The following is a 25,903-nucleotide window of genomic DNA, read 5'->3' on the forward strand; positions in this document are numbered from 1 at the left end:
TTATTATTGTTTGTTATCTACAAAATCTTTTCCCATGTTCCAACACTTTCCAATGACCGTTCCAGTACTTAAGTATTGTGCGTTCTGAAATTCAAATAGGGTAGGACTTGCTTTTTCATAATTGATTTTGCCTTTCTCATTCAGATATTCCTCCTGTACGTAGGTATTAACTGGCTTCAGAATATAATTTGTAAAATTTCCAACTTCAAAAGAATCAATGACACTACATTCCATGGACACCGGAGCTTCATCAATGATTGGGGCAGTCTTAAGCTCTCCAAAATGATATTTAAATACACCCGATTTATCCGTAGTTTCACCCTTGGCAATTCCACAGTAATCAGCTGATTTCAGTATTGACTGATTCACAAGGCTTACAGAAACAGTTTTATTTTCCCTGATGCCACGGTCTGAAATTTCATGTGCTTTGTCTATACTAATTAAAAATGTACTATGCTCAACAATGCCAACATGTGCAATTGTAAGAAAGTTGACTCTTTTATCAACAATTACCCCAACAACTGTTACTGGTGTAGGATATAATCCCATGACCGAACCAATATTTTTCTGCATATTTTTATACTCCTTATATTTTCATTGTTTAAATTTGCTTTTTACATTTTGTTATGCTATTATTTTACCATATAATTTACATATAGCAAGAATGTACTTTTTTGTAACATACTATCTAAAATGATATTTAGGAGGTTTTATTTTATGACTGAACTAAAGTATAGCTGCCCTGTAGAGGCTACTCTCAGTCAGATTGGCGGAAAATATAAGGCAATTATCTTATACTACTTGCTAACAGACGAAGTGCTCCGTTTTAACCAATTACAAAAATATATTCCAAAAGCAACCCCTAAGATGATGAGTCAGCAGCTACGCCAACTGGAATCAGATGGTCTCATAAGCAGAAAGGTTTATCCTGTTGTCCCTCCTAAGACAGAATATTCTCTTACCGAGCGTGGTAAAACTCTTGCCCCAGTTATTAATTCCATCTGTAATTGGGGACATACTTATATGGCAGGAAAGTTCTGACATAAGGAGAGAAATGTTATGAGTAAGTATATTGCTTTATGGGAATACGTTCAAAAGAATGGCAGTAAATCAATGAAAATATCTTTTGTAAATATAAATGTTCCTGATAAAGTTAAATCAGGTAATGATAAATGTGCAATTATTTTGTGTGGCTTGGGATAATTTTATTATCAAATCTAATGGTAAGATTACATTAGAGAGGGATAATCCATACATATATACAGGAGTAGGAATTATTATAGAGTAGTTTCATAGACTTGGTATTGTCTGCTTTTTAAAATATATAGTATAAAAAATAAAAGTATCCTGCAGCAAATAACTATAAAATAAGTAATATCTATATTGTGCTGAGCGAGGAGTATTTATTGATGTAAAATCAATAAATACTTTATTGTATTCAGAATACCACAGGTTTTACCTGTGGTTCTAAAAAGCTTATAGCTATGAGTAGAAAAAAGAAAAACTCCAATATAAAATAGAAGTGGGTTTGCCAACCACAACTAAAATATATTGGAGGTGTGTCCGAAATGGACAATAATAGTTTAGCACACAGCAAATGGAATTGTAAATATCACATAGTTTTTGCACCAAAGTATAGAAGACAGATAATATATGGAAAGATAAAGTCAGATATAGGAGTAATACTAAGAAAATTGTGTGAACATAAGGATGTAGAAATTATTGAAGCAAATGCATGTAAGGATCACATACATATGCTTGTAAGTATACCGCCTAAATTAAGTGTATCACAGTTTATGGGATATCTTAAAGGTAAAAGTTCATTAATGATTTTTGATAGACATGCAAATTTAAAATATAGATATGGCAATAGGCAATTTTGGTGTAAAGGGTACTACGTTGATACTGTAGGAAGGAATAAAAAAATTATAGAAGAATATATAAAAAATCAAATACAAGAAGATTTAGCATACGAACAAATGAGTTTAAAAGAATATATTGACCCATTTACGGGTGACAAAATAAAAAAAAGCAAGAAATAAAGCACCTTTTAGGTGCAGCCTGTGAAGGCATGCGGTTGGCAGACCGTTCAGTGTGCGAGTAGCACTGCCAGTAACATGCCCTTATAGGGCTAGAGCAAACCACCTGTTTTACGGGTGGTGCTGATTTTTTTATATTTGAAAGATGATAACATGTAAAAATATACAAATTCACTGAAAGTACATAAAACATATTTAATAACAATAAAAACTAAAATGTAATGATATAATTATTATACGTATTCATAATCAGCTAAGAAGTAGTATAGCTTGTATATACACTTTTATAATACAAAAAAAGGGCGAGAGGGCTTGAAAATATTATATATGGTACTGGTGTTATTGGAAGTGTTTTTGCAGGAAATGATCTAACTGTTTTAGTACGTGGAAAAAGATTTAAGGAACTAAAAAGTAACGGTATTGTTCTTGTTAATTCCAAGATACAAAAAGTTGATCAAATAACTGTCAATGTTATTGATACTCTGCTGTCAAATGCTGAATATGACTACATATTTGTTTTGCTGTAATGGTTATGCTGGATTTCTATATAATAGAAGGGTAGAGAAGAATGAATAAGATATTAATTGTAGAAGATGATCCTGAAATTAATAAAATGGTACAAACTTTATTAGGAAAAAACAAATATGAATCGGCAGCTGCATTTTCTGGCACAGAGGCGCTTTTGTTATTGGAAAAAGAGTCTTTTGATTTGATTTTACTGGACTTGATGTTACCAGGATTAAGTGGTGAGGAAATTTTAGTGAAGATTAACCAACAATTCCAAATCCCTATTATATGTGTATCTGCAAAAGATGATTTAGACACTAAACTTGGACTTATTAGAGATGGGGCAGATGATTATATAACAAAGCCCTTCAATAATGAGGAATTAATTGTGAGAATAGGCGCAGTATTGAGAAGAGTGAACAAGGGTACAAACATAGATAGATCCAATATATTTCAATTCAAAGATCTGATTTTGGACAGTGAAAATCATATAGTAACTGTCAAGGGTCAGCCTATTGAACTTACAATGAAAGAATATAGTATATTGGAATTGTTAATTAGTAATCCAAAGAAAGTATTTACCAAACAGAATATATTTGAAAGTATTTGGTCTGAGGAATATGTTGATGAAAGAGTAGTTACGGTACATGTTAGTAATCTGCGTAATAAATTGAGTCATGGAGAAGAATACATAAAAACAGTTTGGGGTATAGGATATAAAATGCAGGACAGTTAAGTTATAAAACTTGATACTTTCTTGATAAATTCTAAACTCTATTTTAATATTTTTTATTTATTATCTAAATATAGGTTTCAATAATGCTTTAATTGCAGAAAGTAGAGGGTAAAATATATGGAGTTGGTATTGCAGACTAATGGTTTGACTAAAAAGTATGGAAAGCAAATAGCTGTAAATAAGGTTGACTTGAATATTAATAAGGGTGATGTCTACGGTTTAATAGGGAAAAATGGTGCAGGCAAGACAACGATTATGAAAATTGCCTGTGGATTGATTTATCAGGATGAGGGTGACATCCAGCTGTTTGAAAGCGGCAATTTAGAAAAAAGCAGAAAAAGAATGGGATGTGTTATTGAACAGCCGGCACTTTATCCTGACATGACAGCAGGGGAAAACCTGATTTATTATGATAAACTGCTTGGTATTACGGATTATGGAAATGTGGGTGAAGTTCTGAGCCTGGTTGGTTTAAAAAATACAGGGAGAAAGAAAACTAAAGCCTTTTCTCTTGGTATGAAGCAGCGTTTATCCATTGCAATTTCCCTATTGGGCAATCCTGATTTCCTTATCTTGGACGAGCCTATTAATGGATTGGATCCTTCTGGCATCAGAGAGATTAGAGAATTACTGCTGAAATTAAATAGTGAAAATGAAATTACCATATTGATTTCATCTCACATTTTGGGAGAGCTTGCCAGGATAGCAACAAAATATGGAATTATGGATAAAGGAGTACTTGTGGATGAATTTCAAGCAGTGGAATTGGAAGAGTGCTGCAAAAAATGTCTTGCCATTTCGGTAAATGATTCTGAAAGAGCAGCCTACATTTTAAAAAATAACATTAAAAGTGAAGATTTTAAAGTATTTGATGAAGGGAAAATCTGTATTTATGACTGCATGAATATACCTGAACAAATCAATAGGGAATTGGTTGAGAATGGTGTTTTAGTATCAAAAATCTGCGTGGAAGGAAATGATACAGAGGCATATTTCCTGAAGATGATGGGAGGCAATCAATAATGATGAATGTTGTTTCCAGTGAATTCTATAAAATATTTAAAAGCAGGGTCTTTTATGCCATATCAATTATATTGCTGGCAATGAATTGTATTTCCTTTGCAGCTTCTGTTTCTCTTAAGGTAAAAGGGAAGATGTCGGGAACGGGATTTTCCAATTATCAAGGCTCCTATAGTGCGGATTTTATTTTCTATATCATCCCTATTTTTATAGCCTGCCTGATTACTGCCGAATATTCAAATGGCAGTATACGGCAAATGGCATGTCATGGAATAGCTAGATGGAAATTGGTTCTTGGACAGTATATAGCCATGTCCTCTGTTATTACAATAGTTCTGTTGGTGTTTGGAATTTTAAATTTATTATCATGTACAATATTATCTGAATTAGGAGAGGTTGATACAGCTGCATTTATTCGGATGAACATTGGGGTGATTTGCATGTTTTGGGGTACTGCAGGGGTTGGCACTTTTTTATCTTATTTACTGCAAAACGAAGGTATTACAATTATAATTTCTGTTTTACTAGTGATAGGCAGCAATTTTATAGCAAATCTGCTTGCTTTATTAACCAGAAATGATGTTTTTACAAGATACACTCTTACAAATATGCGTAAGACTATAATTGATTTCACTTCAAAACCAGAGGAGGTTATGAAGTATTCAATTGTATTTTTCTTAATTGGAATAATTACAATTCTGGGGTCCAGTTTGTTGTTCTCAAAAAGAGACTTGGATTAACTGACAAGAAAGAGAAAGGAGAGAATATTTTGAACATATTAAAAACAGAAAATCTTTCAAAAATCTATGGAATTGGTGAACAAAGGTTACTGCATTAGATAATCTAAATTTAAAAATAAGTAAAGGTCAATTCGTTTCAATAATTGGACCAAGTGGATCAGGTAAATCTACACTGCTTCATATATTAGGAGGTGTGGATCATCCTACAAAAGGGAAAATATATATAGAAGGGACAGATATTTCATCAATGAATGAAACTGAATCGGCTTTATTTCGACGAAGAAATATAGGATTAATTTATCAGTCTTATAATTTAATTCCTACACTTAATGTGGAAAAGAACATACTATTACCTATGCTGTTAGATGGTGTAAATCCTAAACAAGAAGGCTTTGATAAAATTGTAGATATGCTTGGTTTAACACAAAGACTTAATCATTTGCCAAACCAACTTTCTGGTGGGCAGCAGCGAAGAGTTGCTATAGGACGAGCATTAATTTATAAACCGGCCATTATTTTGGCTGATGAACCTACTGGTAATCTTGATAGAAAAAACACCAAAACAACTCTTGACTTGTTGAAACTTTCAAACAAAGAATACAATCAAACAATTGTGATGATTACACACGACGAAGAAATTGCCTTATCAGCTGATAGGATAATTGAAATTGTTGACGGAAGAATAGTGTCAGATGAGGTGAACAAGAAATGAATATTATGAATGAATACACATATCACCAAATAAAGAAAAATAAAAGACATACTATTTCCATATTAGTTGCTATAATAATTGCTTCTGCATTATTGTGTTCATTATGTATATTTATGTATTCTATATGGGATGCAAAGGTAACATCAACAGTTGAAAAAACAGGTTATTGGCATGGAGAATTATGGGACTCTATATCTGGCGATAAATTAAAATATATTATAAAAAATCCAGATGTTGAAACTACTATGATTAAAGGAAATTGGGACACTGCTGAACTTTCTAATTCCAAACGTCCATATCTATTGATGAGAGATGCAGATAAAAATTTCTGGAGTGACATGAATTTGAAAAATACTCTTACAAAAGGTCACATTCCTAAAAAATCCGGCGAAATTGTTGTATCAAAATTATTCTTTACAGATAATCCCTCATATAAAATTGGTGATAAATTAACACTTCCCATAGGAAATCGTATGTTAAATAATAAAGTAATTAAAACTCAAGATTATAAACAGACAGGTGAAACTTTTAAGATAAAAGAAACTAAGACTTATACAATAGTTGGTGAATTAGACATTTCTGGAATTTCAGCTTATCCAGGATATATTGCCATGGGCTATTTAAATGTTTCAGACATTCGACCTAATGATGAACTTACAGTTTATATGCGTTTTAAGAATCCTAGTAAAATATATAAGACATTACCTAATATTGCAAAATCTGTTGGATTAACCAAAGACGAATATGGACAGTATGGAGTTATGTATAATACCCAGTTATTAACTTTATATGGAATTAGCGATAAAAGCAATACAAGTACTCAGCTTATTATAATTTTAGCTATAGTAGCAATCCTATTTTTACTAGTTATGGGTGCATTTGTTCTTATTATTTATAATGTATTTTCACTATCTGCTAACAGTCGGATTAAAGAATTGAGTATTCTAAAAAGTCTAGGAGCAACTCCAAGACAAATCAAGTATTCTGTCCTTTATGAGGGATTTTTGCTATGGATTGTTCAATTACCAATTGGTTTAATTATAGGATATATATTTAGTTATATTGTCTTCTCTAAAGTTAATGGAATCCTCAGTATTACAGAAAATTATAATAATATACATGTTTCCTTCTCATGGATAGTAATTGCTTTTTCCATAATAATGTCATTAATTACCGTTTTACTATCAGCATATATTCCTGCAAGAAAAGTGTCAAAAGTATCAGCTATTTCTGGAATACGTCAGAATACCCAAATTATAAAAATCAAAAAGCTAAAACGGCATTCAATAATCAAGAAAATATTTGGTATAGAAGGTGAACTGGCAAGTTCTCAATTTTCAGCTAATAAAAAAAGTTTACGTACAGCTGTCCTATCTATTTCAATATGTTTTATCTTAATAGCAGGTTATATTAATATTATTTCAATATATAATTTAGCCGACTCCAAGAATGATAAAGAAGTCAGTCATGATATTACACTTAATCTAGACATTGTTGATGAACCAAGTGATAAAATGATTAATGAGATTATATCATTGCCCGAGATTAAAGATAGCGTAATTAGAAGACAGGTACGTACTTCAACCTATGTCACATCAAATCAAGAGTCAGCTATTTTTGCTAAGTCTGGTGGATTTGCTGGAATAGACTTCAATAAATACAATATATTAAAAGAAAATGGGAAGTATAGAATTATAGTAAATTTAGTAGGATTAAGCGATAAATCATTTAAAAAATATTGTAGAGATATTGGAACTGATGCTGACCAATATTATAAAAAAAGTAACTCAACAGGCATATTGTTAAATAGCTCATATAATAAACCCGCCAATTCAAAAGTTGTACAAAAAATACCCTTGTTAAATACAAAACAAGGAAGTAAAATGCTTTTATATGAAAAAGTAGATGATGATATGAAAACAAACAATAAATTTTATGTTAATATAGGTGATGTTACAGAAAAATCTCCCGGTGACCTGGATGATAATAGATACAGCTTAGCATTTATTGTTCCTATGAAAAATTATAAAAAGATAGTTGGTGATTTTTCATCAGATCGTAAACTTGAGTCTAATATAATGTCAATTGATTTGTTAGTTGGAGATAAAGCAAGTCCAAACGTAAAGAAAAAATTAACACAAATCTGTAATTCTTACCTAGGATCACAAGATTTTAGAATATGGAGCTTGTTGGAAGAAAAGACTCATAAAGAACTTGTTCAAAGAGCCATTGCATTTGCTGTTTTTGCTGTTGCATTAATGATTGGAATAATTGGTATTTTTAATGTATTTTCTACCATATCAAATAATATCAGACTGCGCAGGAAAGAATTTGCCATGCTTCGATCAATAGGATTAACACCCAGAGGATTAAATAAAATGCTGATATTGGAAGGTCTGTTCTTTGCATTAAAGCCAATTATTATTGGCATTCCAGTCCTGCTTGCTATTTGTTGGTCTATGTTAAAATTAACAGCAATAACATGGAATGAGTTTATAGCTGTTTTTCAAGGTAAAGCAATTTCAATTTATATTATACTAATATTTATAGCTATATTTTTGTCGTATTGGTTTTCTGCTAAATCTGTTAAACAAAGTAATATTATAGAAGCAATGAAAGACGAATTAGGGTAATTCATATAAAGGAGTCAATATGGAATATATCTGGGTAATTACAACTTTTTTATTTATATTTATGTTTATCATACTTGTTTTTTATCATCTGTATTACCGCATGAATATCAGGTACATTACGAGACAATTAAATGAAATTATGAATACAGATACCAATCAGCTGCTGACAGTAGCAGTAAAACAAAGGGATATTACGGATCTGGTTAATCATCTCAATAGTTTAATGCGAGATATCAGATTGTCTCGTATACGAATTAAAAGGCTGAACAGGAATTTCAGGCAGAGTATAATCAATATTTCACATGATTTACGTACACCATTGACAACTGCAAGCGGGTATGTTCAAATGCTCCATACAAGTGCTGCAGATAAAGAACAGCAAGAGTACCTGGCAATAGTATTGGAACGGCAGAATATGGTCAAGATACTACTTGAGCAATTGTTTGAATATGTACGTATTGAGTCAGGGGAAATTACTTATGAACATGTGCCTGTGGACGCAAAAAAAGTTTTGATGGATGTACTTGTTATGTATTATAATGATTTTTATAAAAAGGGCCAGGAGCCAACTGTTCACTTGCCGGAAAGGCCCTGTGTAATACAAGGAGATGAACAGGGATTGAAAAGAATATTTTCAAATATTCTTTTCAATGCAATTGTACATGGCAGGGGAGAATATTGTTTTGAAGTTCAGGAATCAGATAGTGATTATATGTTTACTTTTTCCAATCTTAGCGAACCTATGACCAGAGATGATCTGGATTATATTTTTGAACGTTTTTACATAAAGGATAAGTCTAGAAATAAAAAAACTACAGGATTAGGGCTGACAATAGCTAGGAAAATTACCAGACAGTTGAATGGAACAATAGAAGCTTTTTATAATAATAGCAAATTCTCAATATCTGTTTTATTCCCTAAAGTTTAATTACCTTAAATAAGCAGTGGAAATTTAAATTTAAAATATAGTTTGGATTATATTCTACTAATCATACACATTCCTGTTATAGTTCCCCAATCCAATACCGTTAATGCTTGTGTTCCAAAGTACGTACTTATAAATGGCAGGTATATTATGCCTAGCAGCATAGCCATGGATGAAGCAACTCCAATATTTATATACCTGTTGGGTAGTTTAGATTTATTTTCTCTACAGTCATATATATTTAGGAATTGTGAACAGATTAAATTGGAGAAAGCTAAAGTTCTAGCCTTATTTAAGCCTGCTCCCAGCAGCAGTGATCCCTCGAATATTGCAAAGGTAGTTAAACCTATTCCTACACCTCTTCTGATAATTTGTAGTCCTAGTTTTCTATTGATTAAAGGTGCATCTTTTTTCAATGGAGCCGAATTCATTACATCATCACTGGAGGATTCTGCAGTTAAGGCAGAACCAAGGATGCTTTCTGAAATTAAATTAGTCCATAGTATCTGTATAGAAATGAGGGGTAAAATTCCTCCCATGCTAGAAGCTAGGGCAATAGCGAGGATTTCACCAAGATTACCTGCCAGCAGGTACTTCATACAATTTTTTATATTATTATTAACAGTTCTTCCTTCTTCAATGGCCTTTACTATTGTACAGAAATCGTCATCAACAAGAGTTATAGACGCAACATCCTTGGCTACATCACTACCATTGCTTCCCATAGCTATACCTATGTCAGCTTCTTTAATAGCAGGAGCATCATTAACTCCATCACCTGCCATTGCAACTACATATCCAAAACGCTTAAAAGATTTTACTATTCTATGTTTCTGTTCCGGAGAAGTTCTTGCAAAAATTTGTACACTTCTAATCTTACTGTCTAAATCTTCATCCTTCATATTATCCAGTTCATTTCCTGATATAACTAAGCCATTTGTCAATAGACCAAGTTCTTTTCCTATAGAAGCTGCAGTGTTTTTATAGTCACCTGTAATCATAACAACCTTTATACCTGCCCTGTGGCACTTTTTTATACAATCTTTGATGCCTTTTTTTGGAGGGTCCTCCATTCCTGCTATACCAAACAGTACAAAGTTATCGTTAACGTTTTCAGAACCCTTGGGACTGATTTTTTTATATGCAAAGACCAAAATTCTGAGAGCATTTTCTGCCATTTCATCAGCTATTGACGTAAGCTCTTTTTTATCCGTTGAGGTTAAAAGTCTTTCAACTCCATTCTCATAAATAGTTTTGCATTTTTCAATGACACAATCCAGTGACCCTTTACAAAAGGCAGTTTTACCTTGCTGGTTTTCTGTTACTACGGTCATGAACCTTCTGGAACTGTCAAAGGGAATTTCTTTTAAACGACGATTAAGATCTCTGAGTGTATATTCATCTAATCCCAGTTTATGGGCAGCAGTTATTAAGGCACCTTCTGTTGGATCTCCCTCTACAGTCCATTTATTGTTACATTTTGATAAAGATGAATTGTTACAGATTACTCCAGCAGTCAGCAGCTTTTGAAGGCCAGATTTTATTTTATGTTCTCCTTCAATAAGGTTTATACTGCCTTCCGGATTATAGCCCGAACCGGTTACATCATACAGGCATCTATCTGTATAAATTTTTCGAACTGTCATTTCGTTCATGGTAAGAGTTCCTGTTTTATCACAACAAATTACATTGGTAGAGCCTAAGGTTTCCAATGAAGTAAGTTTTCTTACAATGGCATTGTGTTTACTCATTCTCTGCATACCTAAGGCCATAGCAACAGTTACAATAGCAGGGAGGCTTTCAGGGAGAGCTCCTATGGAAAAACTTACTGACATGTTTAAAACCTCCATAAGGCTTTTACCGGCAAGCAGGGTGCCGAAACTGATAAATGCACAGCAGATCAAACATATCTTGGTCAATTTAGTAGTGAAATTCTGCATTCTTATCTGAAGGGGAGTTGGCTGGGATTTTATATTTTGAAGCATTGCAGCAATTTTCCCTATTTCAGTATCCATACCAGTGGCTACAACAATTGCTTTACCTGTACCGCAAATAACGTTGGTGCCCATGAACAGCATATTGTGTCTGCTGCCAAGTTCGGTAAATTTGCTGCATAAATCGGTGGATTTAGCTACTGAAGTGGATTCGCCGGTTAATGAGGCTTCAGTGGTCTTCAAGTCATAACATTCGATTATTCTGGCATCGGCGGGAATTTTATCTCCTGCTTGAACCGATATTATATCACCGGTAACTAAATATTTGGCATCTATATAAGTTTCAGTTCCGTTTCTAAGTACTTTAGTTTTGTGAACAACTACATCCTTTAGGGAATACATGGATTTTTCTGCTTTATGCTGCTGTGCAGTTCCAAGTACAGTTTCAATAAATACTATGCTGAGTATAGCTATGGCATCTGGAATCTGACCGAGAACAAATGAAACTGCACTGACTCCAAGAAGTAATTTTACTGAAAAATCACTGAGACTTTTTAAAATTTTAGAGATTAATGAGGTCCTTTTTTTCTTCGACAGCACATTTAGGCCGAGTTCCTTTATTTTTTTTGATGCCGTTTTGTTGGTTAAACCCTGTTTCAGATTTGTATTGAATATAGCTTGAATTTGATTTTTATTCATTGTATGCCATGATGCTTCATTGATGGATGTTGAAGATTTAGATGACGTTATATTATTGTGTATTGGTGATTTAACATTTTCAAATTCAATTGGTAGTGCCATTTCTTTGTCTATATTGTTGATTTTGATTACATTGGAATCATGACTAACTTTAGATTTTTTCACATAAATGTTGATTTGTTTCTCAATGTATCTTTCCGATACTATATCCTCATCAAATAAAATCAATACTTTACCGGTTATGATATTTGCCTTAGTCGATTTTACTCCTTTTATAGACAATATGTATTTTGTTATTGAGTTTGCTGCCAGCTGGTTTCTGTAAATAGATTTAATTGGTATTCTTATCCTTTTATATAAAAAGTCATAATCATCTATAGGATTTTTAGCATTATTTGAATAAAGCACTTTGTTACATCACCTTTCTCAATTATAAGTTGTTAAACTAATTTATTTACTTTAAGTTACTTGATTATGTTTTCCAACAAAGTTATAAATTATTACACAATTTTCAGCTTAACTTTGAGTAATATTAGTTTTATTTCTGAATTTAACAAATGCATAATTAGTTATTAATATTTCTATGTTATTATTTTTATAGTTTTATAGATTTGCAAATCTATAAAACTATAAATTTTGAAGTGTTTTGGAAGGAATTTCTCCATTTAAGATATGCAGTAAAATTACGATATCAGTAATATGACAAGGTAGCTGCAGAAATTCATTCAGTTTTTTAAAACAGAAGATTAGATTTTGTATACAAGCTATTCTGCCTGAAATCAGCAGGCAAACTATCCGTTATAAGAAAACTCCGTCTGAACTTAGAAATTATTTGATATAGATATGTAATTTTAAAAATAATAGGGAGGTTATTATGGCAGGTTCAAATTTTTATTCTCTAGAATATATAAGCAAACTTGAAATGTCCTGTATTTTGCTTGTAGAAGAAGAATTGAACATATTTTTTTCTAAATGTATGAAACAAGCATCTGTCTATTCTCGAGCATTGGTCGATAATTTGATATTGCAGGAGAAAAAGAGCTTCGCAGAGAGAGTATTGTCAGACTACCAGATTAAAAAATGCATAGAGGCTATATTGTTCAGGATCAATATGGAAGTTATTAAGAATAAGGTAAATTTGGATTTTAATGCTTTATCTGTAGAATCAGTTGAAGAGTGCTATGATAGGCTCCTTAAGGAAACAATCAATAATGCTAAAATTACTCAAATGACAACAGGGATCTGTGAGCATATTATGGATTATAGTATATCTCTTACTTTAAATAAAGTGTGCAGAAACAATATAGTAAATGAACTTTTGAAAAGACATATTTCAAGCAGAAAAATATTGTACAAGAATAACCTGGTAAATCAAAAAAGAAAGCATCAAGAGTTAATATATAAACAGATGAAAGGGCTGCTAACAAATATAAGGTTAAGTTTAAAAAATGAATTAATCAAAGTCTGCATTACAGCAATAGATCGAATTGAAGCTACATATTCCACTGTAATTTAAAAATAATTGGTGACTAAAATAGAATTAATGAAGGTGATAAAAAGAAACTTTGTTTTGGCAAGGCTTTTTTTTTTATTTTAGCATGTACTTCTAAATAATTGTTATAATTATGTATTATTAAAACAAAATTGTGAATAATAAACTTGATTATAATTTTAGAAAGAGGTTGATATAAAAATGAATAATGACAACAATGAAACCAATGTGGAAGAATTACAAAAAAAATGCAGCAGAAATTGGAGGCTCTCGAACAAAAATATAGTCAAATAAGTACTCAGATGCAGAAAATGCAAGATGATAAATCCGATTTAAAAAACAGTATTAAAACCATGAATGACAGATTTAAACAGGTTAATAAAAATGTAGAAGATATATTAGCTAAACTTGACAGTATTGGTGACAATAATAGAGGAACGGATGACGAAAAAACAGATTTTTCAGCAGGGAAAACATTTTTCAATCCTCTGCGAAAGCTGACAGTGGGTGCTGTAGGTTCAGTTCTTGCAGTAATAGACAAAACCACTGAATTAGCCTGTGGAGCAAAAGAGGGATTTGAGGATATAGTTGCAGAGGCTCAATATCAAAGAAAAAGAAAACGTAAGGTTTCCATGGATGAGGCATAGAACATGAAATGTATGATTTAAGAATTAATATAATAAAAATTATGTCATCACTTCCGGGAAGAATCAGAGTTAATATAAAGGGTCTGCTCAGAAATGACGAAAAGGTACTTAAAGTGAGAAGTAAACTGAATAGGTACAGCGGTATACTGTCAGCGAATGTAAATAAATTTACTGGAAACGTTCTTGTATATTATAATACTGATGAATTTGATGAGGATAGAGTATTGATTATAATAAAAAAGGCTTTTAATAGTCAGGAAGTAACGACTGCCGAAAATAATCATAAGTCATCTTTGCTTAAAATTTTTATTGATGGAGTAAATCCCTTAGTTTTATTTAAAAAAAAATATTCGAAGAGAGTATATAAAAACGAATATGGTATTTCAGGTAAGCTATTTAAAATTTCAATAGCTGTATCCGCTGTTGTATTTTTACTTACGGGTAATATTGCCAATGCTATTTCTGTATTTATATTGGGATATCCGGTAATTTTATTTGCCTTGAGAGAGGTCTCCTATTACTATGTATCTGACAAATTGAATATTGAAAAAATATATATGAAAGATAGTACCTCTTTGAGTTTTCTTGAAAGTATAAATGCTTTGTTAATAGAAGATGAAGTTTTTAAAAGCAAATTTATAAAGAATAAGATGTATGATATGAATTTGAATAAATATGATATACAAAAGCTGGTGATATTGGGAAAATTGGATAACCCGGTTGACGAAAACATGAAGCTGGTTGTGAATAATATACGTATGCTTGGCATCAATAATATATTTATAATTGGAAGCAGTGAGAACAGTATCACAAATTATATTGGTTACTTGTTGGGAATAGAAATACTGGATAAAAATGATCTGAAAAAGAAGAAGGATCCTTTGATAATAGATAAATTGGAGGATAATAATACAGTTTTAATAACTACAGACAGGTTATTTGAAAGTGAATTGAGGGAGCTGTGTATTGATTCCATTATATGCTTATATAGAAATGATAAATTGAGTTTCTTAAAAGCAGACTTCAATTTGCACTATTCTGATGTGAATAAATTACCTTTGTTGATAAAACTAGCTTATTTTTGCAGGGAAGTAAATGTTCAGACTGAAAATATTGCAATTACATTAAATGTATTTGGAATGCTTCTTGCAGTATTAAATTATTTGACTCCATTATATTCTGTAATTTACTACATTTTAAATACTTTGCTTATGATGCTAACTTTAAAATTAAGATTTAACTCTTATAAAAATTTTAATATATTATCTGATACCAGATATAATTGCTTGAAAGATTAAAATATTGTATACAAGGAGTTTTACAATGGAAAACAATAAAGACGCTTCAGCTAATGTAATTTTGATAGATGACAGTTTAAATAGAGCTGAGGAGGTTTTACAGGACTTATTGATTTTTAGCTTAGAAGAAATTAAAAATAGTCCATCTTCTGAGGAAAAAATACTGGCACTATGGTCTCAATCCATAGCAGCTTTAGACGATTTCTTTTTTAGAGAATGTCAAAGAATAGATAATAAGAAACTATATAAGCGTATAATAAGGTCACTGATGTTTAAGAAATTAATCAAATGATTCTTAGGTTCACATGGAGTTTGCTCATAAGAAATACTTTTCTCCATCCGAACCTTTGGATAAAGGCTGATTATAAAAGTTGACAGTCTTTAAATACCCAGTAAGGAGGCTGAATTTTAAAGTTGAGGGAATTAAGTGTTCTACCTGGAAGAGTAAGACTTAAATGTGATGAGACATATTTAAACAAAGGATTGGCAAAATATATTGATATATATATAGAAGGATTATATGGAGTAAAATATAGCAAAGTAAATTATAATATTGGAACTATACTAGTTTTGTATGATGAATCTAAGACCAATTTCAAATCAATCAAAAGCAGTATTGAGAAGACACTGACGTCTGAAATAGATTATAATGCTGAAGTTTTTAGTTCCTACGATTTATACTATGATACTAAACATAAAAGGGAGCTCGTTAAAAATAACTTTATAAGATCTACTCTAGTATATATATTTTTTAAAACCAAACAACTGATATTCGGGAAATTTTTTTTAAGTGGGAGCCTTGCACTGGTGGAAGCAGCGTCTATTATAGCAATAGTAGGCGGATATTCCATGCTTAGAAATGTTTATAACAGGCTTGCAGGACGCATATATCCCCATCCGGATGTCCTACTGAAATTGACAGGTCTGATTCTAACTATTTCCAGAGAGAGTACAGAGGGTTTGTTTTTAATTTTACTTACTGATTTTACGGATTATATAAAGACATCTGCAGATTTGAAATGTCAGTACATATTGAGAAAGAGTATAGTTAGACCTCCTGGTACAGCCTGGATGTCTGCAGAAAATGGTGATGAAGTGCTTACTTTAGTAAAATCATTGGAAGTGGGAGATACTATATTGGTCCATAAGGGGGAAGTTGTACCTGTAGATGGAAAAGTTCTAGAGGGAAGGGCTGCAATAAATGATTTTTACTATACAGGGCAGCCTTTGATTTCCTTAGCGGAAAAAGGGAGCAAAGTATATGAAGGAATTATCGTCATGTCTGGAGAGTTGAAAATACGTATATTGAGATTGGCTGAACCTCTTAACAAGGAGGATGTTTCTGTTGATAGATTGCACTTGAGAAAAAAGGCCGTAAAATATGAGAAAAAGGTAATGGCTGTTGCAGTGCTATTATCGGCTTTAAATTATGTATTTATGGGAGATATATTGAATGCATTATCAATAATATTGGTTTTGTGTCCAGCATCCTCGGAATTGGCACTGGGCACGGCAATAAAAAATTATGTACATTTGCTGAGTGAGTATAACATATACTTGAAAAATCCTAATACTATTGAAAAAATTGTAAATACAAATAGTATTATTTTTGATAAAACAGGAACTCTTACTTATAAAAACATGGATATTACCCATATTGAATCTTTTAGTGAAAATTATAAAGAGAAAGACTTGCTGAGAATGTGTACTGCCTGTGAAGACGACAGCTTCAAGAAAATCTCGGATACCTCTACAAATATATTAAGGAAAACAAACTTAAATAGTAGTATGGCAAAACTGAAAAATATAATTTTAGTGCCTTCAAAGGGAATAAGCACAAAGTACAATAATCATAGATTATTAATTGGAAATGATGATTTTCTTAAAGAAAATAACATATCTTTAGATAATGTGGTGGAAAAGTACTTATATTATGAGGATAAACTTTACAATCCCATGCTTGTAAGTGTGGATGAGGTGGTAGTTGGTATTATTGTAATGCAGGAAAATATAAGGAAAGGCACTCCTGAGCTGATTGACAGACTTCGATCCAGTCACATAGATAATATATCTCTGGCGACAGGTGACTGTGGGAGGAAGGGCAGATATATTGCTGATAAATTGGGAATAAAGAATGTTTATACTGATTGCAGTAGTGAGCAAAAGCTTGAAATTGTATTGAATCAAAAATCTGATGGGCCTGTTATGATGGTAGGAGACGGGATAAATGACATTCTACCTATGAGAACTGCAGATGTAAGTGTGAGTTTTAAAAATTATTCCAGTGATGAGATTAAATTTAATTCAGACTGCATTATTTTTGATGAAGATATTGGGAAATTAAATGATTTAATAATACTGTCTCGGAATGCATATAGTACTATACAGCAAAATATTGCCATGGCAAACTTATTTAATGTTTTTTTTGGAACCCTTGCCTTTTTGGGAAGCTTCGATACATTTGCTGCAAAATTAATAGATACAATAAATTCTATTTTGATTTTAGCTATGAATGAAAGAGTCAGGTTGAGGCCAAAAAGATTGAAGTAAGTTCAATTTTAACTATAAAGAGTTAATAAATATGAATATAAGATTTGCAAGCGATTACTGCTTACCTTCAAAGAAAAACTGTACTATAATTAAAACTATAAAAATCATGGAGGCCTTTTTATAATTGACTGTTTGGAATATGAATAGTATTATTATACCTATAGACTGATAATAGTTCTCATTATCAGTCTATAGGTATAATTTATATGTGAGGTGATATTGTGCATGTAACAGATAGAGATAAACAATTATATGGAAGTCAGGTATATGTAGTTAAAAAGGATGAAGATTGTACGATTTATAGAATCGATAATTCTACAGGTGATGCTGTTATGACGAGTTATTCGGTATTCCCGGGCATTGAATTGATTTATAATGACGTTCATGCACAATTTGTAAGCGTTGATGTAGATCCACCAAAAAATATTTTGGAAATCAATCACTGCAGAGAAGGGATAATTGAGTGTGAGAGCAGAAAAGGCGAGTATCTATATCTTTCCAATGGCAGTCTTGCAATAAATCGTAAATTCAGTGTGGATAATAGTTCCTATTTTCCGCTGAATCATTTTCACGGAATCACTGTTGCTCTGGATTTTGATAAAGTATCGGAGTGTTTGTCTTGTATTTTGGATGAAGTTTCAGTTGATTTATCAAAATTGAAGAGTAAATTTTTTGAAAATAATGAAGAGTTTTTAATAATAAGAGAAAATAGAAGTATACGTCATATTTTTTCTGAACTGTATTCAGTGGCTGAGGAGATAAGAAAAGGATATTATAAGGTAAAGGTTTTGGAAATTCTTCTTTTTTTAAGCAGTTTGGGAGAAGAAGAATTGAAGCAGAGCAAACGTTACTACCCGAAAAAGCAGGTGGATACAGTGAAGAAAATAAAAAATTATTTAACAATAAATCTTTCTGAAAAAATCACTTTGGATGAACTGTCGGCACAATTCAAAATTCCCCTTACAACCATGAAGCTTGTATTTAAAGAAATGTACGGAGACAGTATATATTCTTTTATAAGAACATATAAAATGCAGAAAGCAGTGGAACTTCTTAAAAGCACAGGCAGGGGAATCAATGAAATTGCAGCATGTCTTGGATATAGCAATGCAAGTAAATTTTCCAAGGCGTTTAAAAAAGTGATTGGCATAAATCCGAGCATATATCGAAAAGATGTCTAAATGGAGTACTGGAGTCTAGATAGAGTAGAAAGTAAATACATAATAAATTAGAATAAATTGTGTAACAGGGAATGTACTTCAAGAATTACAGGAAAGGGGAGTTTGAGATGGAGAAAAAATCTATCATGTCAAATCTATTTGAATATGCGGGAAAATTCAGATACTTGACAATGGCCTCATGGGTATTGTCTGCAGCAAGTGCACTTGTGGCGTTGATACCATTTATTTATATATGGAGGATTATCAAGGAAGTTTTGGAGGCTGCCCCAAATTTCAGCTATTCGAACAACCTGGTGCAGTATGGCTGGATGGCTGTAATTTTTTCTGCTTTGTCCATACTTGTTTATGTAGCTGCTTTAATGTGCTCCCATATTGCTGCATTTCGGGTTCAGGCCAATATAAGATCCAGGGCCATGCAGCATATTAGTACACTGCCTTTAGGGTTTATGGATGATATTGGAAGCGGAAAGATAAGGAGAATTGTAAATGAGTCCAGTGCAGCCACGGAAACTTATCTGGCCCATCAATTGCCTGATCGTGCAGGTGCCATGGCTGCACCAGTTGGTCTTCTCGCAATGCTTTTGGTATTTGACTGGAGACTTGGTATTCTGAGCTTGATACCAGTTGTAATTGCTTTTGGAATCATGTCTGTAATGACCGGAAGCAGAATGAAGCAAAAAATGAAGGAGTACCAGAATTCGTTAGAGCAAATGTCAAATGAGGCAGTTGAATACGTCAGGGGAATATCGGTATTAAAAACATTCGGACAATCTGTTTTTTCCTTTAAGCGATTTAAAGCATCAATTGATAATTATCAAAAATGGGTGATTTCCTATACAAAAGACTTGCGTCTGCCGATGATGTTCTATACCACAGCTATCAATGCTGTCTTTGCCGTGCTGATATCGGCGGCCTTATTTTTTACATCGGATGGGGTCACTGGTGAGTTCCTGTTGAATCTGATGTTCTATATAATCATCACACCTATTATAACAGTTACTTTGAACAAGATCATGTATTCAAGTGAAAATATCATGATTGTTCAGGATGCAATGGAGAGAATCGACAGCATAATGAAGATGAAACCATTGCATGATAGTGAAGTACATGAATATCCACGTGACAATTCGGTTGCATTTCATGATGTGTCATTTCGCTATAAAGGTGCAGAGGAAAATGCATTGAAGCATGTTTCATTCAATATTGCTTCAGGTCAGCATGTGGCTTTTGTGGGACCCTCCGGCGGCGGAAAAACAACTTTGGCAAGCTTGATACCGCGTTTCTGGGATGTTGACAGTGGCAGGATTACAATAGGGGGAGTGAATGTAAAAAATATATCCAAAGAAGAATTGATGAATAATGTTTCTTTCGTTTTTCAAAACAGCAGGCTTTTAAAAATGTCAGTTTTGGAGAATGTCCGTCTTGCCAGACCGGATGCAACACGGAGGGAAGTACTTAAAGCTTTGAAGGATGCCAGATGTGATGACATTATAGAAAAACTTTCAGACGGAATAGACACCATAATTGGAACAAATGGAAATTATCTTTCAGGCGGAGAAGAGCAGCGTATTTCCATTGCAAGGGCGATGCTTAAAGATGCACCAATTCTCATACTTGATGAGGCGACAGCATTTGCCGATCCCGACAATGAATCGAAGGTTCAGGCCGCATTTTCAACCTTGTCAATGGGAAAAACAGTAATTATGATAGCACATAGGTTATCTACTGTAATAAGGGCGGACTGTATTTATGTGATGAGAAATGGGGAAATATGTGAATCTGGAAGTCATTCTGAATTAATAGGACAGCGAGGATTATATGCACATATGTGGAGTGAGTATAACAGTGCTGTAAAATGGAAGGTTGGTGTACAAAGTGAGATTAGTTGAAAAACTAAAACGTAAATATGCCCTTTCTGAAAAAGGCGCACAAGATATGATAAAGGCATTTTCTGCATGCACATTATCCAATATTGTACTTATACTGCCTGTAGGTCTTCTTTATTATCTGGTTTATGACTTAATGGATAGAAATATTGAAGGTGGACATATTTCACTTTATGTATTTGGAATTGCAGTGTGCCTTGTATTCATATTTGTCATAACATATTTTCAATATAATTCAACGTTTTTTGCAACATACCTGGAGAGTGGTGTCAGGAGAATATCACTTGCTGAGAAATTGCGAAAGCTTCCACTTTCTTTCTTCGGAAAGAAAGATTTATCTGATTTGACAAGTACTATTATGGCGGATTGTTCCACATTAGAAACAGCATCATCTCACTGGATACCGGAGCTTGTCGGTTCTATTATTTCAACTTTTATCATCTCCCTGAGTTTGTTTTTCTTTGACTGGCGTATGGCCATTGCAGCACTGTGGGTACTTCCTGTTTCCTTTATAATTGTCTTCTTTTCATCAAGAGTGCAGCATAATCTGGGGAAAAAGCAGATGAAAGTAAAGATGGCTTGTGCGGACGGAATCCAGGAGTGCCTGGAATCTTTGAGGGATCTTAAGGCAAACAATGCAGAAAGGGCATATATGAATGAGCTGGATATAAAAATTAAAGCTGTTGAAAAACGTGCAATTGTTACAGAACTTGGAACTGCTGTTTTTGTTGTAGCTGCACAGATGGTTCTAAAACTTGGAATTGCCACAGTTGCATTGGTCGGTGGAATGCTTCTTGTAAATGGAAGTCTGGATGTTTTGACATTTTTCATGTTCTTACTTTTGGTATCAAGGTTATACGATCCTATGCAGATGTCACTGCAGAATCTGGCAGCAATTATTTCCGCCGATATCCAGTGTCAGCGTATGAATGAAATTCTTGGACATGAAATGCAGACTGGATCAAAAAATCTTACGAATAAAGGCTGTGACATAGTATTTGATCGAGTTGCATTTGCCTATAATGGCAATGAAACTGTACTTGAGGATGTATCATTCACTGCCAAACAAGGGGAAGTTACTGCACTGATTGGCCCGTCTGGAGGTGGAAAAACTACCGTATCACGATTGGCTCTACGCTTCTGGGATATCAGCAGAGGTAAGATTACTGTTGGGGGAATGGATATTTCAAAAATCGATCCAGAAACCCTCATGTCTCTATATGCTGTTGTTTTTCAGGATGTCACCTTATTTAATAATTCTATAATGGAAAACATACGTATTGGACGAAAAGATGCTTCAGATGAGCAAGTTATACAGGCAGCAAAGCTGGCACATTGTAATGAGTTTGTAGAAAAACTACCACAAGGGTGGAATACTCTAATTGGTGAGAATGGTTCTGAACTTTCCGGAGGTGAGCGTCAGAGGATATCCATTGCCAGGGCATTCTTGAAGGATGCGCCTATTATATTGCTTGATGAAGCTACAGCTTCATTGGATGTAGAAAATGAAACCATGATACAGGAATCATTATCCAGGCTTATCAAAAATAAGACGGTGCTTGTTATTGCACATAGAATGAGAGCGGTAGCAGGTGCTGATAAAATTATAGTGTTGAAAGATGGAGTTGTAGCTGAACAGGGTGCACCAGGCGAGCTGTCCGGAAGAAATGGAATATACAGGCATATGGCTGTAATACAAATGGAGGCCGCTTCCTGGAAGTTATAAATGATATATATTTTAGAACGCTATTTGATTGATATTAATCGAATAGCGTTTTTGTGTTTTGTAATTATTTGAAATAGTTTATATTATCAAAAGGATACACCCTTAGAATTACATGTCCCTTAACGTCCTTTAAATTTACAGGCCCTATTATTCTGCTGTCAGTACTATTTTGTCTATTATCTCCAAGTACAAAAATATAACCCTCGGGTACAACATACTTCGTAACAGCTGAATTGGATTCAGTGATAACTCCTTCTGGAAGATAATTTTCAGCGAGAATTTTTCCATTTAAATACACCTTTCCAGACATTATCTCAATCTTATCTCCAGGTATTCCTATAACCCTTTTTATATAGTTGTCCTCATTCTCGTCATGAGAATTGAAAACAACAATTTCACCTCTATTTATATGTCCTGTTTCAGTGCTTATCTTCTCCATAAATACAATATCCTTATCACTAAAAGTCGGCTGCATGGAAGGTCCTATTACATCGGTCCGGGCAAAAACATAACTTCTGCATATAAAAGCCAATCCAATAGCCAGAATAATGGGAAAGGCATATTCCGTGAATTTCTTAAAAGATCCTTTATTTTCTATAATATCGCATCCCTTCAATATGTTTTCATTATAACACAAATATTAAGATTTTCTTAGGAAATTCTTCACAACTGCTTAGAAAGTGAGTTTTATAATTATGATGAAATCAAAAAGTTATGAAGGAGATTTAAAATGGATTATATATTACAGTGTAGCAATTTGACCAAAACATATGGTAGTAAGATAGTTCTGGACAATTTAAATTTAAAAATAAAAAAGGGAAAGATAGTCGGACTTTTGGGGCCAAATGGGGCAGGTAAAACTACATTTATAAAAATAGCAGCCTCACTTTTAAGCTGTGACGATGGGAATGTTATGATTGATGGTAAGCTTCCCGGGATTAAGACTAAAAAAATAGTTTCATATTTGCCTGATAGAGATTTTTTATATAACTGGATGACCATAGGTGAATCCCTTGAATTTTTCAGGAATTTCTTTGAGGACTTTGATTATGACAAGGCAACTAGAATGGTAACTGATTTGGGACTTGATTTAAATTTAAAGATACGTACCCTGTCAAAAGGTATGCAGGAAAAACTGAATATATCCTTGATATTTTCAAGAAAGGCAAAGCTTTTTTTATTTGATGAGCCACTTGCAGCAGTCGATCCGTCCATGAGAGAAAAAATAATTAACAGCATAAGAGATAATTTTGATAGTAGTAGTTCAATTATTTTGAGTACTCACCTTATAAATGATGTAGAAAGGCTTTTTGATGAAGTTGTATTTATAAATGAAGGCAGAATTCTGATTCATGATGATGTACAAGTTCTTAAAGCAAAGTATAAAAAGTCCATTGAGGAAATTTTTAAGGAGGTAATATAAATGTTCTTTTCATTTTTCAAGCTTGAAATTAAAAAACATTTTCAAATATTTTTTATTCTCATATTGATTGAGACAGTTTTAGGCATATTTGTACTTGCCGACTACAATAAATATATAGATATTCACTTGCAGTTGAGTGCAGTTGTATGGATTGTGATTTCAATGTATATTTTTATTGACCTGTATAATAATTTTTACACGGGAAAAGATGTTATGTTTCATATGATACCTATAAAGACTTCGACAAAGTTTTTAATAAAGTCAACCGTGTTTTCTATAGGACTTATGCTTATGTGGTCAACATGTCTTATATTTGAGTTATTTAGTCTGAATGGAATTTATCATGCAAGGATACTCAATTCAACTAGTCCGGCAAGCGGAGTTGTATATTTCATATCTGCAAGATTTATCGGATTTATAAGTGGCCCGGTTATAATTGGAGTCTCTATAGCTCTTAGTAAACTTGTAAGAAAGAAATACCTGGGAATCGTTGTAATTGCTGTAGTACTACTGTGTATCACGTTAGGGCTGTATTTTATAATGAAATCAAATTTAGCTGGGCAGGGAAAAGTATTTTATTCTATAGGGACTACGTCCCAGGAAGCATTTAAGCAGTCGGCAGGAATGGTTTCGATTTTAGTGCAGTCTGACAGACATCTTGATGATATCTCCAAAAGTATATACTGGAACAATATAATTTATAATTTTTTGACATATATATTTGGCTATGCTGTCATAACATTTATTTTTAATTCAAAAAAATATGAAGTACCAGGAAAGTAGTATTAATTTTGGATTATAATTAAGATATAAAACATTTTGAGGGGAATGAGTAAGTAAGTGAATTTTCTGATATTGGTTTTGACTGTCTTTTCTGTTATTTTACTTGCTCGCTTGGTTTTTGTTAAAGTTGAGATTAGAAATATCATGAATCAACTTAATGATTATAATGATTTAAAATTACATAAGAAAATAGATGTTAAGTTATTTGATAGTGATATTGAAAATTTGGCAGAATGTATAAATAAACATATTGATATCAATATACGGGATAAGGCTATTCAGAAACAAACAGAATATGATATAAGAAAATCCATAGCAAGTATATCCCATGATTTGCGTACACCATTGACTTCTATAATTGGATATTTGGAAATGATAAAATCTGGAAAAGTAGTTCTTGAAAAACAATGTGAATATATTGATATAGCTCTGAAAAGAGCATATTTTCTTAAAGAATTATTGAATAATTTCTTTGAACTTTCAATTATAGAGTCTCCAGAGTATAATATTGAACTGGACTATGTAAATTTAAATAACATATTGTGTGAAGTTATAACAGCTTTCTATGATAGTTTTGTGAACAAGGAAATAGTTCCAGAAATAAATTTACCTGATGAAGATATGATTGTTGTGGCAAACAAAGCTGCTTCAAAACGTGTGATTCAAAATTTAATTTCAAATATTATAGAACATGCACAGGGGAAGGTTTCTATAACTTTAAAGAAAGACGGGGAATTTGCAGTTGTAATAACTTCAAATACAACTAAAAATTTGAATGTTCATGATGTAAATCTTCTCTTTAACAGATTTTACAAGTCTGATCCTTCAAGGTCATATGGAATGAATGCAGGTCTTGGATTGGCTATTGCAAAAAGTCTTATGGACAAGATGAATGGATTGATTTATGCTAGATTGGATAAAAATATTTTATATATTTTTTGTAAGTGGAAACTGATAAAAAAATAGAGGGAA

23 protein-coding genes and 1 pseudogene are annotated in these 25,903 nt (G+C 32.7%); 21 read left to right on the forward strand and 3 right to left on the reverse strand.

The window, feature by feature from the left end:
- Positions 1–3 precede the first annotated feature (3 nt).
- Complete coding sequence (locus tag ACSVC9_RS04595; protein ID WP_446899181.1) at positions 4–573, reverse strand: flavin reductase family protein; 570 nt, start codon at positions 571–573, stop codon at positions 4–6.
- A 144-nt stretch (positions 574–717) separates the two neighbouring features.
- On the opposite strand from ACSVC9_RS04595, the gene ACSVC9_RS04600 reads away from it, so the two are divergent.
- From ACSVC9_RS04600 to ACSVC9_RS04645, 10 genes and pseudogenes are all read left to right on the forward strand, one after another.
- Positions 718–1,041 (forward strand): winged helix-turn-helix transcriptional regulator, encoded by a 324-nt coding sequence (locus ACSVC9_RS04600; protein WP_446899182.1) that lies wholly within the window; start codon positions 718–720, stop codon positions 1,039–1,041.
- Between the two features lie 18 nt (positions 1,042–1,059).
- Complete coding sequence (locus ACSVC9_RS04605; protein WP_446899183.1) at positions 1,060–1,203, forward strand: hypothetical protein; 144 nt, start codon at positions 1,060–1,062, stop codon at positions 1,201–1,203.
- Between the two features lie 365 nt (positions 1,204–1,568).
- On the forward strand, positions 1,569–2,042 hold the full coding sequence (gene tnpA, locus ACSVC9_RS04610) for an IS200/IS605 family transposase (protein WP_446899184.1): 474 nt from the start codon (positions 1,569–1,571) through the stop codon (positions 2,040–2,042).
- 338 nt (positions 2,043–2,380) lie between these two features.
- Positions 2,381–2,566: a hypothetical protein gene (locus ACSVC9_RS04615; RefSeq protein WP_446899801.1), complete on the forward strand. Its 186-nt coding sequence runs from the start codon at positions 2,381–2,383 to the stop codon at positions 2,564–2,566.
- 41 nt (positions 2,567–2,607) lie between these two features.
- On the forward strand, positions 2,608–3,282 hold the full coding sequence (locus ACSVC9_RS04620; protein ID WP_446899185.1) for a response regulator transcription factor: 675 nt from the start codon (positions 2,608–2,610) through the stop codon (positions 3,280–3,282).
- A gap of 117 nt (positions 3,283–3,399) precedes the next feature.
- Positions 3,400–4,305 carry an ABC transporter ATP-binding protein gene (locus tag ACSVC9_RS04625; protein WP_446899186.1) on the forward strand — a complete coding sequence of 302 codons (906 nt, stop codon included), beginning with the start codon at positions 3,400–3,402 and terminating at the stop codon, positions 4,303–4,305.
- Positions 4,305–5,042: an ABC transporter permease gene (locus ACSVC9_RS04630; RefSeq protein ID WP_446899187.1), complete on the forward strand. Its 738-nt coding sequence runs from the start codon at positions 4,305–4,307 to the stop codon at positions 5,040–5,042. Before ACSVC9_RS04625 ends, ACSVC9_RS04630 begins: the two co-directional genes overlap by 1 nt.
- A 29-nt stretch (positions 5,043–5,071) precedes the next feature.
- Positions 5,072–5,754, forward strand: a pseudogene (locus ACSVC9_RS04635) (ABC transporter ATP-binding protein).
- The gene (locus tag ACSVC9_RS04640; protein WP_446899188.1) at positions 5,751–8,387 is read left to right on the forward strand and encodes an FtsX-like permease family protein; all 2,637 of its coding nucleotides are present in this window, start codon (positions 5,751–5,753) and stop codon (positions 8,385–8,387) included. Before ACSVC9_RS04635 ends, ACSVC9_RS04640 begins: the two are co-directional and overlap by 4 nt.
- A gap of 19 nt (positions 8,388–8,406) precedes the next feature.
- Positions 8,407–9,315: a sensor histidine kinase gene (locus ACSVC9_RS04645; RefSeq protein WP_446899189.1), complete on the forward strand. Its 909-nt coding sequence runs from the start codon at positions 8,407–8,409 to the stop codon at positions 9,313–9,315.
- A gap of 47 nt (positions 9,316–9,362) precedes the next feature.
- Here ACSVC9_RS04645 and ACSVC9_RS04650 read toward each other — a convergent pair whose 3' ends face one another.
- Positions 9,363–12,353: an HAD-IC family P-type ATPase gene (locus ACSVC9_RS04650; RefSeq protein ID WP_446899190.1), complete on the reverse strand. Its 2,991-nt coding sequence runs from the start codon at positions 12,351–12,353 to the stop codon at positions 9,363–9,365.
- A 466-nt stretch (positions 12,354–12,819) separates the two neighbouring features.
- Here ACSVC9_RS04650 and ACSVC9_RS04655 point away from each other — a divergent pair, with 466 nt between their 5' ends.
- From ACSVC9_RS04655 to ACSVC9_RS04690, 8 genes are all read left to right on the forward strand, one after another.
- Positions 12,820–13,461, forward strand: a complete 642-nt coding sequence (locus ACSVC9_RS04655; RefSeq protein WP_446899191.1) for a hypothetical protein — start codon at positions 12,820–12,822, stop codon at positions 13,459–13,461.
- A gap of 224 nt (positions 13,462–13,685) precedes the next feature.
- A complete protein-coding gene (locus ACSVC9_RS04660; RefSeq protein WP_446899192.1) occupies positions 13,686–14,084 on the forward strand; it encodes a hypothetical protein in 399 nt (132 codons plus the stop codon).
- 8 nt (positions 14,085–14,092) lie between these two features.
- Positions 14,093–15,382, forward strand: a complete 1,290-nt coding sequence (locus ACSVC9_RS04665; RefSeq protein ID WP_446899193.1) for an HMA2 domain-containing protein — start codon at positions 14,093–14,095, stop codon at positions 15,380–15,382.
- Positions 15,383–15,407: 25 nt separating this feature from the next.
- Complete coding sequence (locus ACSVC9_RS04670; RefSeq protein ID WP_446899194.1) at positions 15,408–15,674, forward strand: hypothetical protein; 267 nt, start codon at positions 15,408–15,410, stop codon at positions 15,672–15,674.
- Positions 15,675–15,796: 122 nt separating this feature from the next.
- On the forward strand, positions 15,797–17,932 hold the full coding sequence (locus ACSVC9_RS04675) for an HAD-IC family P-type ATPase (protein ID WP_446899195.1): 2,136 nt from the start codon (positions 15,797–15,799) through the stop codon (positions 17,930–17,932).
- A gap of 221 nt (positions 17,933–18,153) precedes the next feature.
- Positions 18,154–19,113, forward strand: a complete 960-nt coding sequence (locus tag ACSVC9_RS04680; RefSeq protein WP_446899196.1) for a helix-turn-helix domain-containing protein — start codon at positions 18,154–18,156, stop codon at positions 19,111–19,113.
- Positions 19,114–19,220: 107 nt separating this feature from the next.
- A complete protein-coding gene (locus tag ACSVC9_RS04685) occupies positions 19,221–21,002 on the forward strand; it encodes an ABC transporter ATP-binding protein (protein WP_446899197.1) in 1,782 nt (593 codons plus the stop codon).
- A 46-nt stretch (positions 21,003–21,048) separates the two neighbouring features.
- Positions 21,049–22,725, forward strand: coding sequence for an ABC transporter ATP-binding protein (locus ACSVC9_RS04690; RefSeq protein WP_446899802.1), 1,677 nt, complete (start codon positions 21,049–21,051; stop codon positions 22,723–22,725).
- A 64-nt stretch (positions 22,726–22,789) separates the two neighbouring features.
- On the opposite strand, the gene lepB is transcribed toward ACSVC9_RS04690, so the two are convergent.
- Positions 22,790–23,323, reverse strand: coding sequence for a signal peptidase I (gene lepB, locus ACSVC9_RS04695; RefSeq protein ID WP_446899803.1), 534 nt, complete (start codon positions 23,321–23,323; stop codon positions 22,790–22,792).
- Positions 23,324–23,455: 132 nt separating this feature from the next.
- Between lepB and ACSVC9_RS04700 the strand changes: the two genes are divergently transcribed.
- The 3 genes from ACSVC9_RS04700 (at position 23,456) to ACSVC9_RS04710 (ending at position 25,897) form a co-directional block, all read left to right on the forward strand.
- The gene (locus ACSVC9_RS04700; RefSeq protein ID WP_446899198.1) at positions 23,456–24,148 is read left to right on the forward strand and encodes an ABC transporter ATP-binding protein; all 693 of its coding nucleotides are present in this window, start codon (positions 23,456–23,458) and stop codon (positions 24,146–24,148) included.
- Positions 24,149–24,931: a hypothetical protein gene (locus ACSVC9_RS04705; RefSeq protein WP_446899199.1), complete on the forward strand. Its 783-nt coding sequence runs from the start codon at positions 24,149–24,151 to the stop codon at positions 24,929–24,931.
- Positions 24,932–25,042: 111 nt separating this feature from the next.
- Positions 25,043–25,897 (forward strand): sensor histidine kinase, encoded by an 855-nt coding sequence (locus ACSVC9_RS04710; RefSeq protein ID WP_446899200.1) that lies wholly within the window; start codon positions 25,043–25,045, stop codon positions 25,895–25,897.
- The last annotated feature ends 6 nt before the right edge of the window (positions 25,898–25,903 follow it).

The organism is Clostridium sp. LBM24168 (genome assembly GCF_052953915.1).

What these genes read in the sequence shown, in the direction of transcription:
- ACSVC9_RS04665 (WP_446899193.1), top strand. Translation starts at nt 14,093, where the DNA reads ATGTATGATTTAAGAATTAATATAATAAAAATTATGTCATCACTTCCG.
- ACSVC9_RS04605 (WP_446899183.1), top strand. Translation starts at nt 1,060, where the DNA reads ATGAGTAAGTATATTGCTTTATGGGAATACGTTCAAAAGAATGGCAGT.
- ACSVC9_RS04690 (WP_446899802.1), top strand. Translation starts at nt 21,049, where the DNA reads ATGATAAAGGCATTTTCTGCATGCACATTATCCAATATTGTACTTATA.
- tnpA (WP_446899184.1), top strand. Translation starts at nt 1,569, where the DNA reads ATGGACAATAATAGTTTAGCACACAGCAAATGGAATTGTAAATATCAC.
- ACSVC9_RS04705 (WP_446899199.1), top strand. Translation starts at nt 24,149, where the DNA reads ATGTTCTTTTCATTTTTCAAGCTTGAAATTAAAAAACATTTTCAAATA.
- ACSVC9_RS04655 (WP_446899191.1), top strand. Translation starts at nt 12,820, where the DNA reads ATGGCAGGTTCAAATTTTTATTCTCTAGAATATATAAGCAAACTTGAA.
- ACSVC9_RS04670 (WP_446899194.1), top strand. Translation starts at nt 15,408, where the DNA reads ATGGAAAACAATAAAGACGCTTCAGCTAATGTAATTTTGATAGATGAC.
- ACSVC9_RS04600 (WP_446899182.1), top strand. Translation starts at nt 718, where the DNA reads ATGACTGAACTAAAGTATAGCTGCCCTGTAGAGGCTACTCTCAGTCAG.
- ACSVC9_RS04700 (WP_446899198.1), top strand. Translation starts at nt 23,456, where the DNA reads ATGGATTATATATTACAGTGTAGCAATTTGACCAAAACATATGGTAGT.
- ACSVC9_RS04640 (WP_446899188.1), top strand. Translation starts at nt 5,751, where the DNA reads ATGAATATTATGAATGAATACACATATCACCAAATAAAGAAAAATAAA.
- ACSVC9_RS04660 (WP_446899192.1), top strand. Translation starts at nt 13,686, where the DNA reads ATGCAGCAGAAATTGGAGGCTCTCGAACAAAAATATAGTCAAATAAGT.
- ACSVC9_RS04630 (WP_446899187.1), top strand. Translation starts at nt 4,305, where the DNA reads ATGATGAATGTTGTTTCCAGTGAATTCTATAAAATATTTAAAAGCAGG.
- ACSVC9_RS04625 (WP_446899186.1), top strand. Translation starts at nt 3,400, where the DNA reads ATGGAGTTGGTATTGCAGACTAATGGTTTGACTAAAAAGTATGGAAAG.
- ACSVC9_RS04620 (WP_446899185.1), top strand. Translation starts at nt 2,608, where the DNA reads ATGAATAAGATATTAATTGTAGAAGATGATCCTGAAATTAATAAAATG.
- ACSVC9_RS04595 (WP_446899181.1), bottom strand. Translation starts at nt 573, where the DNA reads ATGCAGAAAAATATTGGTTCGGTCATGGGATTATATCCTACACCAGTA.
- ACSVC9_RS04685 (WP_446899197.1), top strand. Translation starts at nt 19,221, where the DNA reads ATGGAGAAAAAATCTATCATGTCAAATCTATTTGAATATGCGGGAAAA.
- ACSVC9_RS04645 (WP_446899189.1), top strand. Translation starts at nt 8,407, where the DNA reads ATGGAATATATCTGGGTAATTACAACTTTTTTATTTATATTTATGTTT.